Source organism: Pseudomonas sp. UF-293 (assembly GCF_058245595.1).
This window is the reverse complement of sequence record NZ_JBSICA010000043.1, coordinates 1-16,819: the sequence shown is the minus strand read 5'-3', so window position 1 is coordinate 16,819 and position 16,819 is coordinate 1. Positions and strand designations below refer to the sequence as shown.

Genomic DNA, 16,819 nt, shown 5'->3' with positions numbered 1-16,819 from the left:
CTTTTAGGCTTTTTCCCAGACTTCGAAGCTGTACGCGGGTTTGTCACCCTCTGCCGGATTCGGCACATCCGACACCAGCTTCCAGTCGTTCAAATCAAACTCCGGAAACCACGCGTCCCCTTTGGGGCTCAGCGCCACGCGGGTCAGGTACAGCCGGTCGGCCTGCGCCAGTCCCTGCGCATACAACTGCGCGCCACCAATCAGCATCAGTTCGTCAACGCCCTGGGCTTTCGCCCATTCCTCGGCGCGCGCCACGGCGGCTTGCAGCGACGGATACACCTCGGCACCTTCGAGCTGCAGATCGGGCTGGCGGCTGACCACGATGTTCAAGCGCCCCGGCAGCGGCCGGCCGAGCGAATCCCAGGTCTTGCGACCCATGATGATCGGCTTGCCGAGCGTGGTCGCCTTGAAGTATTTGAAGTCCCCCGGCAGGTGCCAGGGCATGCTGTTGTCGACGCCGATCACGCGGTTTTCACCGAGGGCTGCGATCAGGCTGAGGGGCAGTGATTTAGTCATGCCGGCGAGGATACCAGAGCCGCGCTTACCCCGATAAGCGCCACAGCGGTTATGCTCAGCGCTCGATTTAGCGACGGGACGCCGCGTGACTGAACTGACTCCACTGCAAAACCTCTGGCTCACCGAAACCATCCGCCTGCGCGAAGAACACGCGGGGCCGCTGGATGATCTGGAAGCCAATCGTCTGGCCCGCGCCGCTGGCGGCGATTTGCCGAGCCGCATTGCGCGCCGGGCGCTATGGCTGGCCGAGCGCGACGGGCTGACCGCCGCGCTCAAGCATTGGCTGCAAGGCGCGCGCCTGGCGCTGGTGCTGTTGATGATTTTCGCCGTGCTCAGCGGCGCCGGTCTGGCTTTCGCCGCACTTGGGCAGACGCCGGTGAATGTGTTCTGGGCGCTGGGCAGTCTGCTCGGGATCAATTTGATTTTGCTGCTGAGCTGGGCGCTGGGTTTGATTTTCGCTGGCGAACACGGCGCCACCCTCGGGCGCTTGTGGCTGTGGCTCAGCGAAAAATTCGCCCGCGACGCCAAAGCCGCGCAACTGGCGCCGGCCCTGCTGTTGCTGCTGCAACGCAAGAAACTCAACCGCTGGGCACTCGGCACTTTGGTCAATGGTCTGTGGCTGCTGGCGATGCTCAGCGCGCTGATCCTGCTGCTGACGCTGATGGCTACCCGGCGCTACGGCTTTGTCTGGGAAACCACGATCCTCGGTGCCGACACCTTTATTCACGTCACCCAGGCCCTCGGCTATTTGCCGTCGCTGCTCGGCTTCAACGTGCCGACCGAGGAAATGATCCGCGCCAGCGGCGACGGCGCACTGGATATTGAAAGCGCACGACAGGCCTGGGCGACCTGGCTGGTCGGCGTGCTGCTGGTCTACGGCGTGCTGCCGCGCCTGCTGCTCGCGCTGTTGTGCCTGTGGCGCTGGAACAGTGGCAAAGCCGCGCTGCGCCTGGATCTGAATCTGCCCGGTTACGCGCAACTGCGCGAACGGTTGATGCCAACCAGCGAGCGCCTCGGCGTCAACGACCCGGAGCCGGCGCAACTGCATCGCGTTGAAAGCAACGTCGGCGAGCTCGCCAGTGAAGGCGCGCTGCTGGTGGCGATCGAGTTGGACGAACAGCGCCCATGGCCACCCGCGCTACCGAAAAACGTCAGCAACGCCGGCATCCTCGACAGTCGCGAATCGCGACACAGACTGCTCGAACAACTCAGTCGCTTCCCGCCGGCGCGGCTGGCCATCGCCTGCGATCCGCGACGTTCGCCGGATCGCGGCAGCCTTGCACTGATCGCCGAGCTGGCACGCAATGCCGGCGCCACTCGCATCTGGCTGCTGCAAGCGCCGCCTGGCGAAGCGCTGGACGGACAACGTCTGGGTGACTGGCACGCGGCGCTGCAACAGCTGGAACTGCCATTCGCCGATTGCGCGCCGATGAACTGGCTGGAGAGCGGACATGACTGATGCACGCAAGGCCCCGCTGAAACTCGCGGTGGTTGGCCACACCAACGTCGGCAAGACCTCGCTGCTGCGCACGCTGACCCGTGACGTCGGCTTCGGCGAAGTCTCGCACCGGCCGAGCACCACCCGGCATGTCGAAGGCGCGCGGTTGTCGGTAGATGGCGAGCCGTTGCTCGATCTGTACGACACGCCGGGGCTGGAAGATGCGATCGCCCTGCTGGATTTTCTCGAACGTCTGGAGCGCCCCGGCGAACGCCTCGACGGCCCGGCACGACTGGCGCGGTTTCTCGACGGCAGCGAGGCGCGCCAGCGTTTCGAACAGGAAGCCAAGGTGCTGCGGCAATTGCTCGCCTCCGACGCTGGTCTGTATGTGATCGATGCTCGCGAACCGGTGCTGGCGAAATATCGCGACGAGTTGGAAGTACTCGCCAGTTGCGGCAAACCGCTGCTGCCGGTGCTGAACTTCGTCAGCAGCGCCAACCATCGCGAACCCGATTGGCGCGAAGCGCTGGCGCGGCTGGGGCTGCATGCGCTGGTACGTTTCGACAGCGTCGCACCGCCCGAGGATGGTGAGCGGCGCTTATACGAGAGTCTCGCCTTGCTGCTGGAAAACGCCCGGCCGCAACTGGAGCGCTTGATCGCCGATCAGCAGGCGCAGCGCTTCGCCCGTCAGCAAAGCGCCGCGCGCCTGATTGCCGAATTGCTGATCGACTGCGCCGCGTGCCGACGCAGTGTGGTCAGCGAAGCCGAGCAGGAACAGCAGGCGATCAGCGAACTGCGCAAAGCCGTACGCCAGCGTGAGCAGAAATGCGTTGAGGCGTTGCTCAAGCTCTACGCGTTTCGCCCGCAGGATGCGGCGGCCAGTGATTTACCGTTGCTCGACGGGCGCTGGGGCGATGACCTGTTCAACCCGGAAACCCTGAAGCAACTCGGCGTGCGCGTCGGCGGCGGCATTGCTGCCGGTGCGGCGGCCGGCGCTGGTGTGGATTTGCTGGTCGGCGGGATTACCCTCGGCGCAGCGGCACTGGCCGGCGCGATTGCCGGTGGCGCACTGCAAACGGCGCGCAGTTATGGCAGCCGCTTGCTCGGCAAGATCAAAGGCCAGCGGGAATTGACGGTGGATGACGCCGTGCTGCGCCTGTTGGCGTTGCGCCAGCGCCAGTTGTTGCTGGCACTCGATCAGCGCGGGCATGCGGCGATGGACAGCATTCAGGTGGACACGCCTGTGGATAAAACCTGGCGCGAAGGCAAGTTGCCGGAAGCGCTGAACAAGGCCCGTGCGCATCCGCAGTGGTCGTCGCTCAATCCGCAGGCGAAGTTGAATCAGGCGGAAAGGCAGGAGCAGGTTGAAGCGTTGGCTGAAAATTTGTAGCGCCTGACCCATTCGCGAGCAGGCTCGCGCCCACCCTGGAATGCGGATCCCTGTGGGAGCGAGCCTGCTCGCGAATGACGCGACTCGGTGACATGGGTTACGCCGCCAGCAGTCGCACCGCTTTTTCTTTAAGTACAGCCAAATCCACCACCGGCACCGCCCTTTCCTTCGCCAGCTCATCCCAGCGCCGCATGCGCAAACTCAGCGCACACAACGGATCGGCCTCGAACGCATCCGCCTCAGCCGCGCTCATTACCCCGCCCTGATATTCAAGCGTCCTGCGACTCGCCTCACTCAACCGCGCGTAATACCCCGGCTCGCGCAACGTCAGATAGCGCTTGGCCTGCACGTGATATTCCACCAGCCGCGCCAGCCGCTCGCTGAAACCTGCCTCACGCAGATAATCCGCACCGAGCCGTTCATGGCTGACCACGCCATAACCGCCCATGTTTTCCGCGCCCTCGGCACATAAATGGCCGATGTCATGGAAAAACGCCGCCAGCACCACTTCATCGTCACAGCCTTCAGCCATGGCCAGTTCTGCGGCCTGGGACATGTGCTCGAGCTGCGACACCGGTTCGCCGATGTAATCGCTGGCGCCGAAGCGTTCGTACAGGCCGAACACCCGGGCGATCACCTGTTCTTGATTCATGCCTGCTCCAGTAGCTGCGCGACGTTGCGTTCGGCGAGCGCCGGGCCGACGCTCATGCCGACGCCGGTGTGCATCAGCGCCACGCTCAGGCCCGGTGCCGGGCGCAGGAATGAAAACGGCCCCGGCCCCCGAGAACCATAGACGCCCTGCCAGCGTTCGACCACTTGCACCCGGCAGCCCAGCGTCTGCTCGGCGAGTTCGAGCATCCAGTTGTCGACCTGCTCGGCGTTGAACGGTGAAGCATCGCTGCCGTAATGATGCGAATCGCCGATGATCAGTTCGCCATACGGCGTCGGGCTGATCAGCAGGTGAATGCCGTTGGCGTGCAGGTGCGGTTGTTCACGGAGGATCTGCGCCTGCACCGCGGCGGCCTCCGGCAAATCGGCGAAAGCGCCGTAGTGCACACAGCTCAGGCCGGTGAGCACGGCGTGTTGCAGATTGAGATCGACCTGCGGTTTGGCCCGCAGCATTTGCAGACGACAGATCTGCGGATTGAGCGCAGCAATCGGCTCGGCCAGTAGGGTCTGATAGTCGTGGCCGGAGCAGACGATGATCTGCTTGGCGCAGAACTCACCGGCAGTGCTGCGCAGTCGCCCCGGCTCGACGTCGCGCACCAGCGTGGAAAAGTGAAACTCGACACCCAGGTCGCGGCGCAAATAATCGATCAGCGCCGGAATTGCTTCGCGCGAGTACAACTGCTGATCATCGATACCGTGCAACGCGGCGCGGTGATGGCTGAACTGGCCGTCATAGAGATCACGCAACGCCGCGCCGCGCAGCAGCTCGACGTTGTAGCCATGCTCGACCGCGCGGTCGGCGCAGAAGGCTTCGAGCAGGTGTTCTTCGGCCTCGCTGCGGGCGAACAGGTACGAACCGTTGCGCTTGATCTGCACACCGGCAAGTTGCGCCCAGTCGCCCCAGATCTCGCGGCTGGCCTTGGCCAGGTCGAGCATGGTACCGGGTGGCTGACCGGTGACCAGCGCCTGGCCGAAGTTGCGCACCGAAGCGCCAAGGGGCGTGGCGGTGCGTTCGAATACCGCGACTTTCAGGCCGCGTTTGGCGGCGGCATAGGCGTGGGACAGACCGAGGATGCCGGCGCCGATGATGAGCAGGTCTTTGGGTTGTGTCATGTACAGGTGCTCTGAATGAGAAACCGCTTTCGCGAGCAGGCTCGCTCCCACAGGGGACAGCATTGCAACTGTGGGAGCGAGCCTGCTCGCGAAGGGGCCTTGTCAGTCGATAAAGATCTTACTTGGCGACAACTTTTTCGGACTTGCCGTCATACCGCTTGCGCCATTCAGTCAGGATCTCGTCGCGATTCTTCGAGGCCCAGGCAAAGTCGTTCTTGATCAGACGCTGCTCATAGTCGGCTGGCAATTCGGTCTGCGGCTTGGCGATCCCCGGCTGCGCGAGCACGGCGAAGTTCTCTTTGTACAGATCCATCGCCTCGGCGCTGGCGGAGAAATCAGCGAGTTTCTTCGCCGCTTCTTCATGCGGTGTGCCTTTGATCACCGCTGTCGCTTCAATCTCCCAGCCCAGACCTTCCTTCGGCAGGATGATGTCCAGCGGCGCACCCTGGCGTTTCAGCTGTACCGCCGGGTATTCAAAGGAAATCCCGATCGGAAACTCCCCCGCCGCCGCCAGCTTGCAAGGCTTGGAACCGGAGTGAACGTACTGGCCGATGTTCTGGTGCAAGCCGTCCATATACGCCCAGCCCTGCTTCTCGCCGAAGGTTTGCAGCCAGGCGCTGACGTCGAGGAAACCGGTGCCGGACGACGCCGGGTTGGGCATGACGATCTTGCCCTTGTACTCAGGCTTGGTCAGGTCCTGCCAACTGATCGGTTTGCTCAGACCCTGCTTCTCAGCCTCAACGGTGTTGAAGCAAATGGTCGCGGCCCAGACGTCCATGCCGACCCAGGCTGGCGGGTTGGCGGCGTCGCGGTAATTCGCGCCGATCTTGCCGAGATCCTTCGGTGCATAACTTTGCAGCATGCCTTGCTGGTCGAGAATCGCCAGGCTCGACGCGGCCAGGCCCCACACCGCGTCAGCCTGCGGCCGCGCTTTTTCGGCGAGCAGTTTGGCGGTGATGATCCCGGTGGAATCGCGTACCCATTTGATCTCGACGTCCGGGTTGGCCTTTTCAAAGGCGTCCTTGTAGGACTTCAGTTGCTCGGCTTCGAGGGCGGTGTACACCGTCAACTCGGTTTTTGCCGCGAAGGCATTCAGGCTGAAAGTCGCGAGCACAGCAGCGGCCAGGGCCATAGGCTTGAACATGAGCGTTTTCCTGTAGATGAGTTGAACGGGTTTGCAATCAGTGACCTGGCGCGGTTTGCCGCCAGGCCTGGGAACGGCGCAACAGGCCGCGCGAAGCCCACGCCAGCAGCAGCGACACGCCGGCCGAAGTGAACAGAATCAGGGTCGACATTGCCGCCGCACCGCCGACGTTGCCGGCGTCGTCCATGTTCAGCACCGCCACCGCCGCGAGGATGGTGTCGGGGCTGTAAAGGAAGATCGCAGCGGAAACCGTGGTCATCGCCGAGACGAACAGGTAGCGCACGATGTCCAGCAGCGCCGGCAGGCAGATCGGCACAGTCACGCGCAGGTAATGCCGGTACAGCGGCGCCTTCAGCGACAGCGCGGCGGCTTCGAACTCGGCGTCGAGCTGGCGCAGCGCGGTGGTCGCGGTCATTTGTGCGGTGGTCAGATAGTGCGCAATGGTGCAGACGATCAGCAGCGTCATCGTCCCGTAGAGCACGTGCAGCGGATTGCCGCTGAGGTTGAAGAAGAAGACGTAACCCAGGCCCAGCACCAGCCCCGGCACCGCCATCGGCACGAAGCTGAGCATGCGCAAAGTCAGGTTCAAGCCGCGCTGCGTACGGGTTTTCTCCATCAGATAAGCGCCGGTGAAGATCAGCACACTGCCGATCAGTGCCGTGCCCAGCGCCATCTTCAGACTGTTGCTGTAGGCGAGCCAGCCACCGCCGGCAGTCTCGTTGAACTGATAGTGGTTGAGCGACAGCGACAGGTTGTACGGCCAGAATTTCACCAGCGAGGAAAACACCGCCATGCCGAACACCAGAATCAACGCGGCGCTGATCAGCAAGACAATCGCCAGATAACAGCCATCGCGCACTTTCGACGGCGCCGGTTTGAACACCTGCGCCCGACCGCTCATGGAATCACCGTGACGCCGACGCAGCCAGGCATCGACGCCAAAGCTGAACAGCGCCGGCAGCAACAGCACCATGCCGATCAACGCGCCGCGACCAAATTGCTGCTGACCGACCACGGCTTTGTAGGCCTCCAGCGCCAGCACTTGATAGTCGCCACCGACCACCACCGGCACGCCGAAATCGGTGATGGTCAGGGTGAACACCAGACAGAACGCGGCGAACACCGCCTGGCGGGTCGCCGGCCAGGTGATGCTGCGAAACGCCTTTGCCGGGCTGGCGCCCATGCTCGATGCGGCATCGAACAGACGTGCATCGGCCAGCGACAATGCCGAGAGCAAAATCATCAGCGCATGGGGAAAGGTGTAGATCACCTCACCCAGCACAATGCCCCAGAACCCGTAGATGTTGTCCGAGAGCAACCAGCGCAGCATGCCTTGGTTGCCGAACAGATAGACCAGCGCAATCCCCGGCAGCATCGACGGCGCCATCAGCGGCAGCAGGGAGATCCCGCGCCAGATGCCTTTGCCCGGAATCAGCGTGCGTTGCAGCGCGTAGGCAAACAGGTAGGCCAGCGGTACGACAATGACCGCAACGCTGAGGGACACTTTCAGGCTGTTGCCGAGCAGCCAGTGGAAATTGGCACTGGTCACCAACTCTTTCGCCGCGAGCCAGCCACCGCCCTGCCCGGCGTCATTGCTGAAGCCACGCCAGAAGATCGCCAACAACGGCAGCAGCACCGCGAGGCCGAGCAATACCAGCAGGAGGATTTTGCCGCCGACCACGAACAGGCGATCGCCGATCTCGGCTTTCGAAGACTGTCGCACCTGCTTGTGCGGTAGCGGCAGCGCGAGGTTGCTGTTCATCAGGCGAACACCTGCAAACTGCGCGGCGGCAAGGCGACCATGATCTGCTGGGCGCCGAGGCGCGGCATGGCTTCTGGCGCGAGCTCGGCGAGCAGCGCATGGCCCGGCAGTTGATCGAGTTCGAAGCTCATCCGGCAGCGGTTGCCGAGGAAAGTGATTTCGCGAACCTTGGCCGGGAACAGGTTCTCTTCGTGCACCAGCGGGTTGACGTTGATCGCCTCCGGGCGGCAGAACAGTCGACCCGAAGCGCCGTGCACGCTGCCCTCGGCCAGACGCAGATTCATCCCGCCGACCTGGGCGTGACTGTCGCTGCTGCGCTGGAACGGCAGCCAGTTGCCCTGGCCGACAAACTCGGCCACGAACGGCGTGGCCGGGCGGTTGTAGATTTCCTGTGGGGTGGCGTATTGCTCGACGCGGCCGTTGTTCATCACGGCGATGCGATCCGCCATCAACATCGCTTCGTCCTGATTGTGCGTGACCATCAGCGTGGTGATGCCGAGGTTGCGTTGCAGCTGACGCAGCTCGGTGCACAGATGCTCGCGCACTCGCGCGTCGAGGGCCGACATCGGTTCATCGAGCAACAGCAGCGACGGTGCCGGCGCCAATGCGCGAGCGAGTGCTACTCGCTGTTGCTGACCGCCGGACAATTGGCCTGGATACTTTTTCTCACTGCCGGTGAGGCCGACCAGTTCCAGCATCTGACCGACACGTCGGCGCACTTCATCACGACCGCTGCCGGCGAGGCCGTAGGCAATGTTCGCCTCGACCGTCAGGTTGGGGAACAGCGCGTAGGACTGGAACAGAATCCCGTAATCCCGCGCTTGCGGGGCGAGGTGCGAGACATCGCGATCGCCCAGGTACAGCTCGCCACTGTCCTGCTGCTCCAGCCCGGCAATGCATCGCAACAACGTGGTCTTGCCACAGCCCGACGGGCCGAGCAGACACACCAGTTCGCCGGCGGCGACATCAAGGGAGACGTTATCCAGCGCAGTGAACGCACCGAAACGCTTGTGCACGCCGCGCACTTTCATCGGCGCGCCGGGGTTGGTCAGGGCAGTTGCGATGGCAGGATTCATGGACAGGCCTCATCAAACGGATGAGGCCAATCCTAGAGTTGTAATGCGTCCGTCATGTGGCAGCGAGGCAAAAACCGCTGATAGTGGTATTCGGGGATTTTGGTTCAGGATCAAAAGATCGCAGCCTTCGGCAGCTCCTACATTAGTAATTGCGTTCCCACTGTAGGAGCTGCCGAAGGCTGCGATCTTTTGATCTTCAGGCCGGGGACATTTCCTGTGCCAAGCCGAGGAACGCCGCCGGCAGACGAGCGCCCTTGCGCTCTTTGAGGCAATACAGATACTCCGGAATCTGCGGCGCATTCTCGATGGTCAGCACGCGCAACTGTGGATCATGCGGCACTTCCTGCCGGGCAATGATGCTGATGCCAATGTTGCGCAGCACCGCCTCACGGATCGACTCGCGGCTGCCGATCTCCAGCAACGGCCCGAAACTTACGCCGGCGCCGGCCAGCAACTCTTCGGTCAAGCGCCGCGTGGTCGAACCCGACTCGCGCATCAACAACGTATGCCCGGCCAGCGCACTCAGCGACACATGTTCCTGCGCGGCCAACGGATGGTTGCGATGCACCGCCAGCACCAGCGGATCGGTGCCGAGCACCCGACGAATCAACCGCGCATCATCAAGTAGCTGTGACGACGCCGCGACATCCACGCGGTAATCCTCCAGCGCTTCCAGCACCTGTTGCGAGTTGCCGATTTCCACTGAGACTTCCACCTGCGGCAAACGCTCGCGAAAGGTCTTCACCAGATCGAGAATGTAATACGGCGCCGTCGCGGCAATGCGCAACGTGCCCTGCACCAGGCCGCTGTTGCGCAGGAAAAACTCGATGTCCGCCTCTTGCTGCAGTAAGGCTTTGACCATCGGCAGCAAGCGCGCGCCTTCGTCGCTCACGCTTAAACGGCGCCCGCCGCGGTAGAACAATTCCACCGAATACTGGCTTTCCAGATTGCGAATCTGGGTGGTCACGGTCGGTTGGCTGAGGCCGAGTTTTTTCGCCGCCAGCGTGATGCTGCCCAGGCGGGCGACCATGTAAAACGCTTTCAGCTCGGCACTCAGCACAACCATCCCTCACGTTTATTTGCGCAGCAGACGCAAACCATTGAACACCACCAGCAGGCTCACACCCATATCGGCAAACACCGCCATCCACATGGTGGCGAGCCCGGCAAAGGTTACCGCAAGAAAGATCGCCTTGATCACCAGCGCCAGGGCGATGTTCTGTTTCAGGATGCTCGCGGTATTGCGCGACAGGCTGATGAAGGCAGCGATCTTGCGCAGATCGTCGTCCATCAGGGCGACATCGGCGGTTTCGATCGCGGTGTCGGTGCCGGCGGCGGCCATGGCGAAGCCGATCTCGGCACGGGCCAATGCCGGCGCGTCGTTGATGCCATCGCCGACCATGCCGACCCGGTGGCCCTGCTTGTACAGGTCTTCAATGGCTTGCAGCTTGTCGGTCGGCAGCAAGTCGCCGCGCGCCTCGTCGATGCCGACCTGAGCGGCAATCGCTTGCGCGGTGTGGACGTTGTCGCCGGTCAGCATCAGGGTTTTCACCCCGAGCTCATGCAACTGACGGATCGCTTCGCGGCTGCTTTCCTTGACCGTGTCGGCCACGGCGAACAGCGCCAGCGGGCCTGAGTTGTCGAGCAGCAGCACTACGGATTTGCCTTGTTTTTCCAGCGCGAACAGCTTCTCTTCCAGTTGCGGCGAGCAAAGGCCCAATTCTTCAACCAGACGATGGTTGCCCAAGTGATAAGTCTGACCGTTGATGTCGCCTTTAACACCGCGCCCGCCCAGTGCCTCGAAGTTGTCCACAGGCAGTGCGCTTAAGTTGTTATCCACAGCGGCATTGGCAATCGCCAGCGACACCGGGTGATCGGAGCGCCCGGCCAGCGCGGCGGCGATGGCCGGTGCCGTGGCGTCTGCGGCCCGGTCGAGCGAGAGGTAATCGGTCTGCACCGGTTTGCCGTGGGTGATCGTGCCGGTCTTGTCCAGCGCCAGATAATCAAGCTTGAAGCCGCCTTCCAGGTACACGCCGCCCTTGACCAGAATGCCCTTGCGCGCCGCCGCCGCGAGGCCGCTGACGATGGTCACCGGAGTGGAAATCACCAGTGCGCACGGGCAGGCAACCACCAGCAACACCAGCGCACGGTAGATCCAGTCGAACCACGCCGCGCCCATGAACAACGGCGGGATGATCGCCACGGCCAAGGCGAAGACGAACACCGCCGGGGTATAGATTTTCGAGAATTGATCAACGAAACGCTGGGTCGGCGCCCGTGCGCCCTGGGCCTGTTCGACGGCGTGAATGATCCGCGCCAGCGTCGAGTTGTTGGCCGCTGCGGTCACCGTATATTCCAGCGACCCGGCCTGATTGATCGTGCCTGCGAAGACTTTGTCTCCGATGGTTTTCTCCACCGGCAAGCTTTCTCCGGTGATCGGTGCCTGATCGATGGTCGAGCTGCCACTGACCACCGCGCCGTCCAGCGCGATGCGCTCGCCGGGTTTCACCCGCACGCGGGCGCCGAGTTCGACGCTTTTTACCTCTTGGTCGCGCCAGTTGCCGTCGGCCTGCAATACCGTGGCTTGCTCGGGGGTCATCTGCATCAAGCCGCTGATCGCGTTGCGTGCACGATCCAGCGAGCGTGCTTCGATCAGCTCGGCGACGGTGAAGAGGAACATCACCATCGCCGCTTCTGGCCACTGGCCGATGAGGATTGCGCCAGTCACGGCGATGCTCATCAGCGCATTGATGTTGAGATTGCGGTTCTTCAGGGCAATCCAGCCCTTTTTATAAGTGCCAAGGCCGCCGCTGAGGATCGACACCAGCGCAACAATCGCCACCACCCAGTCGGGTGCAGCACTGGTGAAGTGGATGACTTCGGCGCCCAGCGCGGTTAGGCCGGACAGCGCCAATGGCCACCAGTGTTTTTTTACTGGCGCCGGAGCCGGCGCATCGACGCCCGCCTCCAGCGGCTCGGCGTGCATGCCGAGGGATTTGATCGCCTCGGTGATCGGCTCGGTGCCCGGCAGATTGTGGGTCACGCCAAGCACGCGGTTGATCAGGTTGAATTCCAGCTGCTGCACACCAGCGAGTTTGCCCAGCTTGTTCTGGATCAGCGTCTGCTCGGTCGGGCAGTCCATTGCCTCGATGCGGAAGCTGCTCAGGCGCGCATCGTCGCTGGTCTTTTCGCTCAATTGCACCAAGGCAGGCGCTGCGGCTTTCGACGAGCAGCAGGAATCTGCGTGCGAATGAACCGGGGCCGGCGCAGCTTTCGAAGCGCAGCAGGAATCGCCGCCGTGCGAATGGTTATGCACGGGCTGCAATTTATGACTGTGATCGTGGCCGTCGCCGGGCTTGTGGGTGTGCAGGGAATCGCTCATTGGTCGCGTCCATGAAGGTACCTGTTGCCAAGTAAAGACCCTGTAGCCACTATAGGGTCAAGCAACCTTTTGGAGATGACCGTCATGAAGATCGGCGAACTGGCGAAACTCACCGACTGCGCGGTGGAAACCATCCGCTACTACGAGCGCGAAAACCTCCTGCCGGAACCGACGCGCAGCGACGGTAACTATCGCGTCTACACCCAGGCCCACGCCGAGCGCCTGACCTTCATCCGCAACTGCCGCACCCTCGACATGACCCTCGAAGAAATCCGCAGCCTCCTCGCCCTGCGCGACAGCCCGCAGGATCAGTGCGAGAGCGTCAATGCGCTGATCGACGAACATATTCAGCATGTGAAAGCGCGGATTGATGGGTTATTGGCGTTGCAGACACAACTGCTCGACCTGCGCCAACGCTGTGGCGAAGGCCCGGAGGCGGATCAATGCGGGATCTTGCAGCGGCTGGAAGTGAGTGGCGGGGTTGTGGCGACGGAGGTTGAGCATTCCCATGTGGGCCGTAGTCACGGCCATTGAGCCCAACACAAAACCAAATGTAGGAGCTGCCGCAGGCTGCGATCTTTTGATCTTTTAAACAGCAAGATCAAAAGATCGCAGCCTTCGGCAGCTCCTACACAGGGGTGTGGCGTATTACTTGTCAGACCGCCATCGGCGCGGTCATCGGCGGATGGTGCTCGTAGCCTTCCAGCGAAAAATCGCTCGGCTCGACCAGTTCCAGCCATTCCGGCTGATACACGCCAGTCTTGGCAAATTCCGGCACGCGATCGGAGATTTTCAGTTTCGGCATGGCAAACGGCTCGCGCTTGAGCTGTTCGTTGAGCATGTCCAGGTGGTTCTCGTAGACATGCGCATCGCCGATGAAATAGGTGAACCAGCGCGGCGTGTAACCGGTCAGGCGACCGATCAGGCTCAGCAGCGCAGCGCCTTCAGTGAGGTTGAACGGCGTGCCCAGCCCCAGATCGTTGGAGCGGATGTAGAGCGTCAGGGAGATTTCCTTGGTCTCGACATTCGGGTGGAACTGATACAGCAGATGGCATGGCGGCAGGGCCATTTCATCGAGCTGGGCGCAGTTCCAGCCGTGGAACAGAATGCGGCGGCTGCCCGGATCCTTGATGATCGTGTCGACGCACTGGCGCACCTGATCGATCGCCTTGTACAGCACGACGTAGGCCTGGCCGTCTTCTTCGCCCTGAGCGATCTGCTTGTAGCCGTTGCTCAGGGTCTGTTCGATGGCGGCGGTGTTGCTCAGCGGGATCTGCTTGTACGCCGGCCATTTGCGCCATTGCACGCCGTAGATTTCGCCGAGGTCGTCGTCGCCCTGACGGAACGGGTTGGCCAGCCACTGCGCGTTTTCGTTGGCGTTCTGGTCCCAGACCTTGCAGCCCAGCGCGCGGAATTCAGCGGCGTTGTTGACGCCACGGAGAAACCCGCACATCTCGCCGATGGCCGATTTGAAGGCCATCTTGCGCGTGGTGATCGCCGGGAAACCTTCCTGCAGATCGAAACGCAGCATCGCTCCCGGGAAACTGATGGTGTTGATGCCGGTGCGGTTGGCCTGCTTGGTGCCGTTCTGAATGACGTGCGAGACCAGTTCGAGATATTGCTTCATGAGTTACCTGTGTCCTTGGAACCCCGGCGTCGCGCGCCGGGGTTCGTAGTTTAAGCCGTCGGCGCGAGCGGCGCTGCCGGGGCGCGACGATAGGCCAGCCAGATCAGCAACAGCCCGCCGACGATCATCGGCACGCAGAGCACCTGACCCATGGTCAGCCAGTTCCACGCCAAGTAGCCGAGCTGCGCATCCGGGACGCGGACGAACTCGACGATGAAACGGAAGATGCCGTAGAACAGCGCGAACATGCCGGAGACCGCCATGGTCGGGCGCGGTTTGCGCGAGAAAATCCACAGGATCAGGAACAGCGCCACGCCTTCGAGGGCGAACTGATACAGCTGCGACGGGTGACGCGGCAACTGCGCCGGATCGCTGAACGGCGGGAACACCATGGCCCACGGCACGTCGGTGGCCTTGCCCCACAGCTCGGCGTTGATGAAGTTGCCGATGCGCCCGGCGCCCAGGCCGATCGGCACCATCGGCGCGACGAAGTCCATCAACTGGAAGAACGACTTGCCATTGCGCTTGCCGAACCACAAGGCCGCGAGCATCACGCCGATGAATCCGCCGTGGAACGACATGCCGCCCTTCCACACTTCGAAAATCAGCGTCGGGTTGGCCAGGTACGCGCTCAGGTCATAGAACAGCACGTAACCCAGACGGCCGCCGACAATCACGCCCATCGATAGCCAGAACACCAGATCGGAGAGTTTCTCCTTGGTCCAGGTCGGGTCGAAGCGGTTGAGCCGGCGCGACGCCAACAGCCACGCGCCGCCGATGCCGATCAGGTACATCAGACCGTACCAGTGGATTTTCAGCGGACCGATGGCCAGGGCCACCGGGTCGATCTGCGGGTAAGGCAGCATTGCGACTCCTTGTTAGAGTTGAAAGCGAAATTCCCGGGCGACGCTGCCACCTCAGGATTAAGCCAGGATTGCCACGCAGTCAGAGCAGAAAGCTCAAACCCACGCAGAACAGCAAAGCGGCGAACAGCCTTTTCAGCAAGCGCGGCGACAACCTGTGCGCCAGACGCGCGCCGAGCCGGGCAAACACCATGCTGGTCAGGGCGATGCCCAACAATGCCGGCAAATACACAAAACCGAGACTATGGGCCGGCAACAGCGGATCGTGCCACCCCAGAATCATGAAACTTGCTGCACTGGCCAGAGCGATCGGCAGGCCACAGGCCGATGAGGTCGCCACAGCCTGCTGCATCGGCACGCTGCGCCAGGTCAGAAACGGCACGGTCAGCGAGCCGCCACCAATGCCGAAAATCGCCGAGGCCCAGCCAATCACCGTACCAGCGGCAGTCAGACCGAGTTTGCCCGGTACCGTTCGGCTGGCTTTGGGTTTGACATCCAGCGCCAGTTGCACGGCGATCACCAGGGCAAATACGCCGATGATCTTTTGCAGGTTCGGCCCGGAGATCGCTTCTGCGGTCAGCGCACCGAAACCGGCGCCGAGCAGAATGCCCACGGTCATCCAGCGAAAAATCGCCCAACGCACCGCGCCGCGACGGTGATGTTCACGCACGGCGTTGACCGAGGTGAAGATGATCGTCGCCAGCGACGTGCCCACCGCCAGGTGCGTGAGGATCGACTGATCGAAACCCTGCAGGGTGAAGCTGAACACCAGCACCGGGACGATGATGATCCCGCCGCCGACTCCAAACAGCCCGGCGAGCACGCCCGCACAGGCGCCGAGCGCCAGGTAGAGCAGAAATTCCATGACCGTCTCCAGCACGCATCGGCAAAACAGGAGCGGCATGTTAACGGATGCGCAGCCTTCTGCTCCACTGGCGATGGATGCACGGACGCCGGATGCGTAGAGTGGGCAAAAAACACACAAGGACCACCTTATGTGCCTGATTGTTTTCGCCTGGCGCCCGGGCCATGCCCAGCCGCTGATCGTCGCGGCCAACCGCGACGAGTTCTACGCCCGCCCCAGCCAGCCATTGGCGCCGTGGCCCGAGGCGCCGCATGTGCATGCCGGGCGTGATCTTGAGGCTGGCGGCACCTGGCTGGGGATCGGCGCCAACGGACGCTTCGCCGCGCTGACCAATATCCGCGATCCACAACAGCCGCCGGCAACCAAATCCCGGGGCGAACTGGTGGCGCGCTTTCTCACGGCTGATCTGTCGATTGATGATTATTTGAGCGATGTGGTGGCTCGTGCAGCGGACTATGCCGGGTTCAATCTGCTGCTGGGCAATGCCCATGAGTTGTGGCACTTCAATGCGCGGGCGTCAGAGCCGGTGATGTTGCAGCCCGGGGTTTATGGTTTATCCAACGCGGGGCTGGATACGCCTTGGCCAAAACTGCTCAAGGCCAAGGCTGCGTTGAGCGCGGTGCTGGATGATCCGCAGCCTGAGCGCTTGTTGACCTTGCTGAGCGATGCGCAGACCGCACCCGAGGCGGAGTTGCCGGATACCGGAGTGGGCATGGCGACGGAAGCGTTGCTGTCGAGCGTGTTTATTGCCAGCCAGAGTTACGGGACGCGGGCGAGTACAGCGTTGGTTGTGCAGGCGGACGGAACGCGGCGGATGGTTGAGCGCAGCTTTGGGCCGTATGGCGGGCATTTGGGCGAGGTGGAGGTTGTGGTTTAGCGGTGCCTGAACTGGCGCCTTCGTCGGAACGCCGCCCGGAGCAGGCTCGCTCCCACATGGGTTTCGTGATCGATACGAACCCCTGTGGGAGCGAGCC

The 16,819-nt window shown here is 62.6% G+C and carries 15 protein-coding genes; 4 read left to right on the top strand and 11 right to left on the bottom strand.

Features of this window, described 5'->3' with window-relative positions; translation table 11 throughout:
- Positions 1-3: 3 nt before the first annotated feature.
- Positions 4-516: a dihydrofolate reductase gene (locus AC4IHP_RS26170; RefSeq protein WP_460122123.1), complete on the bottom strand. Its 513-nt coding sequence runs from the start codon at positions 514-516 to the stop codon at positions 4-6.
- 85 nt (positions 517-601) lie between these two features.
- On the opposite strand from AC4IHP_RS26170, the gene AC4IHP_RS26165 reads away from it, so the two are divergent.
- Together AC4IHP_RS26165 and AC4IHP_RS26160 are read left to right on the top strand one after the other, a co-directional pair.
- Positions 602-1,975: a DUF2868 domain-containing protein gene (locus AC4IHP_RS26165; RefSeq protein WP_490833114.1), complete on the top strand. Its 1,374-nt coding sequence runs from the start codon at positions 602-604 to the stop codon at positions 1,973-1,975.
- A complete protein-coding gene (locus AC4IHP_RS26160) occupies positions 1,968-3,344 on the top strand; it encodes a GTPase/DUF3482 domain-containing protein (protein ID WP_490833113.1) in 1,377 nt (458 codons plus the stop codon). Before AC4IHP_RS26165 ends, AC4IHP_RS26160 begins: the two co-directional genes overlap by 8 nt.
- Positions 3,345-3,441: 97 nt before the next feature.
- Here the strand turns inward: AC4IHP_RS26160 and AC4IHP_RS26155 are convergent, their stop codons facing one another.
- The 7 genes from AC4IHP_RS26155 to AC4IHP_RS26125 all read right to left on the bottom strand — a co-directional run bounded on the left by AC4IHP_RS26155 (position 3,442) and on the right by AC4IHP_RS26125 (position 12,490).
- Positions 3,442-3,996, bottom strand: coding sequence for a phosphonate degradation HD-domain oxygenase (locus tag AC4IHP_RS26155; protein WP_490833112.1), 555 nt, complete (start codon positions 3,994-3,996; stop codon positions 3,442-3,444).
- Entirely contained in the window at positions 3,993-5,126 is a 1,134-nt protein-coding gene (locus tag AC4IHP_RS26150) for a TIGR03364 family FAD-dependent oxidoreductase (protein WP_490833111.1), read from the bottom strand. Before AC4IHP_RS26150 ends, AC4IHP_RS26155 begins: the two co-directional genes overlap by 4 nt.
- Positions 5,127-5,244: 118 nt before the next feature.
- On the bottom strand, positions 5,245-6,270 hold the full coding sequence (locus AC4IHP_RS26145) for a putative 2-aminoethylphosphonate ABC transporter substrate-binding protein (RefSeq protein WP_460122133.1): 1,026 nt from the start codon (positions 6,268-6,270) through the stop codon (positions 5,245-5,247).
- Between the two features lie 37 nt (positions 6,271-6,307).
- Positions 6,308-8,032 (bottom strand): putative 2-aminoethylphosphonate ABC transporter permease subunit, encoded by a 1,725-nt coding sequence (locus AC4IHP_RS26140; RefSeq protein ID WP_490833110.1) that lies wholly within the window; start codon positions 8,030-8,032, stop codon positions 6,308-6,310.
- Positions 8,032-9,108, bottom strand: coding sequence for a putative 2-aminoethylphosphonate ABC transporter ATP-binding protein (locus AC4IHP_RS26135; RefSeq protein WP_490833109.1), 1,077 nt, complete (start codon positions 9,106-9,108; stop codon positions 8,032-8,034). Before AC4IHP_RS26135 ends, AC4IHP_RS26140 begins: the two co-directional genes overlap by 1 nt.
- Before the next feature lie 196 nt (positions 9,109-9,304).
- Positions 9,305-10,168 (bottom strand): LysR family transcriptional regulator, encoded by an 864-nt coding sequence (locus AC4IHP_RS26130; protein WP_490833123.1) that lies wholly within the window; start codon positions 10,166-10,168, stop codon positions 9,305-9,307.
- Between the two features lie 15 nt (positions 10,169-10,183).
- A complete protein-coding gene (locus tag AC4IHP_RS26125) occupies positions 10,184-12,490 on the bottom strand; it encodes a heavy metal translocating P-type ATPase (protein WP_490833108.1) in 2,307 nt (768 codons plus the stop codon).
- An 84-nt stretch (positions 12,491-12,574) separates the two neighbouring features.
- Here AC4IHP_RS26125 and cadR point away from each other — a divergent pair, with 84 nt between their 5' ends.
- The gene (gene cadR, locus AC4IHP_RS26120; protein WP_490833107.1) at positions 12,575-13,024 is read left to right on the top strand and encodes a Cd(II)/Pb(II)-responsive transcriptional regulator; all 450 of its coding nucleotides are present in this window, start codon (positions 12,575-12,577) and stop codon (positions 13,022-13,024) included.
- Positions 13,025-13,145: 121 nt separating this feature from the next.
- On the opposite strand, the gene AC4IHP_RS26115 is transcribed toward cadR, so the two are convergent.
- The 3 genes from AC4IHP_RS26115 to AC4IHP_RS26105 all read right to left on the bottom strand — a co-directional run bounded on the left by AC4IHP_RS26115 (position 13,146) and on the right by AC4IHP_RS26105 (position 15,845).
- Positions 13,146-14,117: a thymidylate synthase gene (locus tag AC4IHP_RS26115; protein ID WP_016772684.1), complete on the bottom strand. Its 972-nt coding sequence runs from the start codon at positions 14,115-14,117 to the stop codon at positions 13,146-13,148.
- Positions 14,118-14,167: 50 nt separating this feature from the next.
- Positions 14,168-14,983 (bottom strand): prolipoprotein diacylglyceryl transferase, encoded by an 816-nt coding sequence (gene lgt, locus AC4IHP_RS26110; protein ID WP_016772683.1) that lies wholly within the window; start codon positions 14,981-14,983, stop codon positions 14,168-14,170.
- 79 nt (positions 14,984-15,062) lie between these two features.
- A complete protein-coding gene (locus AC4IHP_RS26105) occupies positions 15,063-15,845 on the bottom strand; it encodes a sulfite exporter TauE/SafE family protein (protein ID WP_016772682.1) in 783 nt (260 codons plus the stop codon).
- 130 nt (positions 15,846-15,975) lie between these two features.
- Here AC4IHP_RS26105 and AC4IHP_RS26100 point away from each other — a divergent pair, with 130 nt between their 5' ends.
- Entirely contained in the window at positions 15,976-16,722 is a 747-nt protein-coding gene (locus AC4IHP_RS26100; protein WP_490833106.1) for an NRDE family protein, read from the top strand.
- Positions 16,723-16,819: the final 97 nt, after the last annotated feature.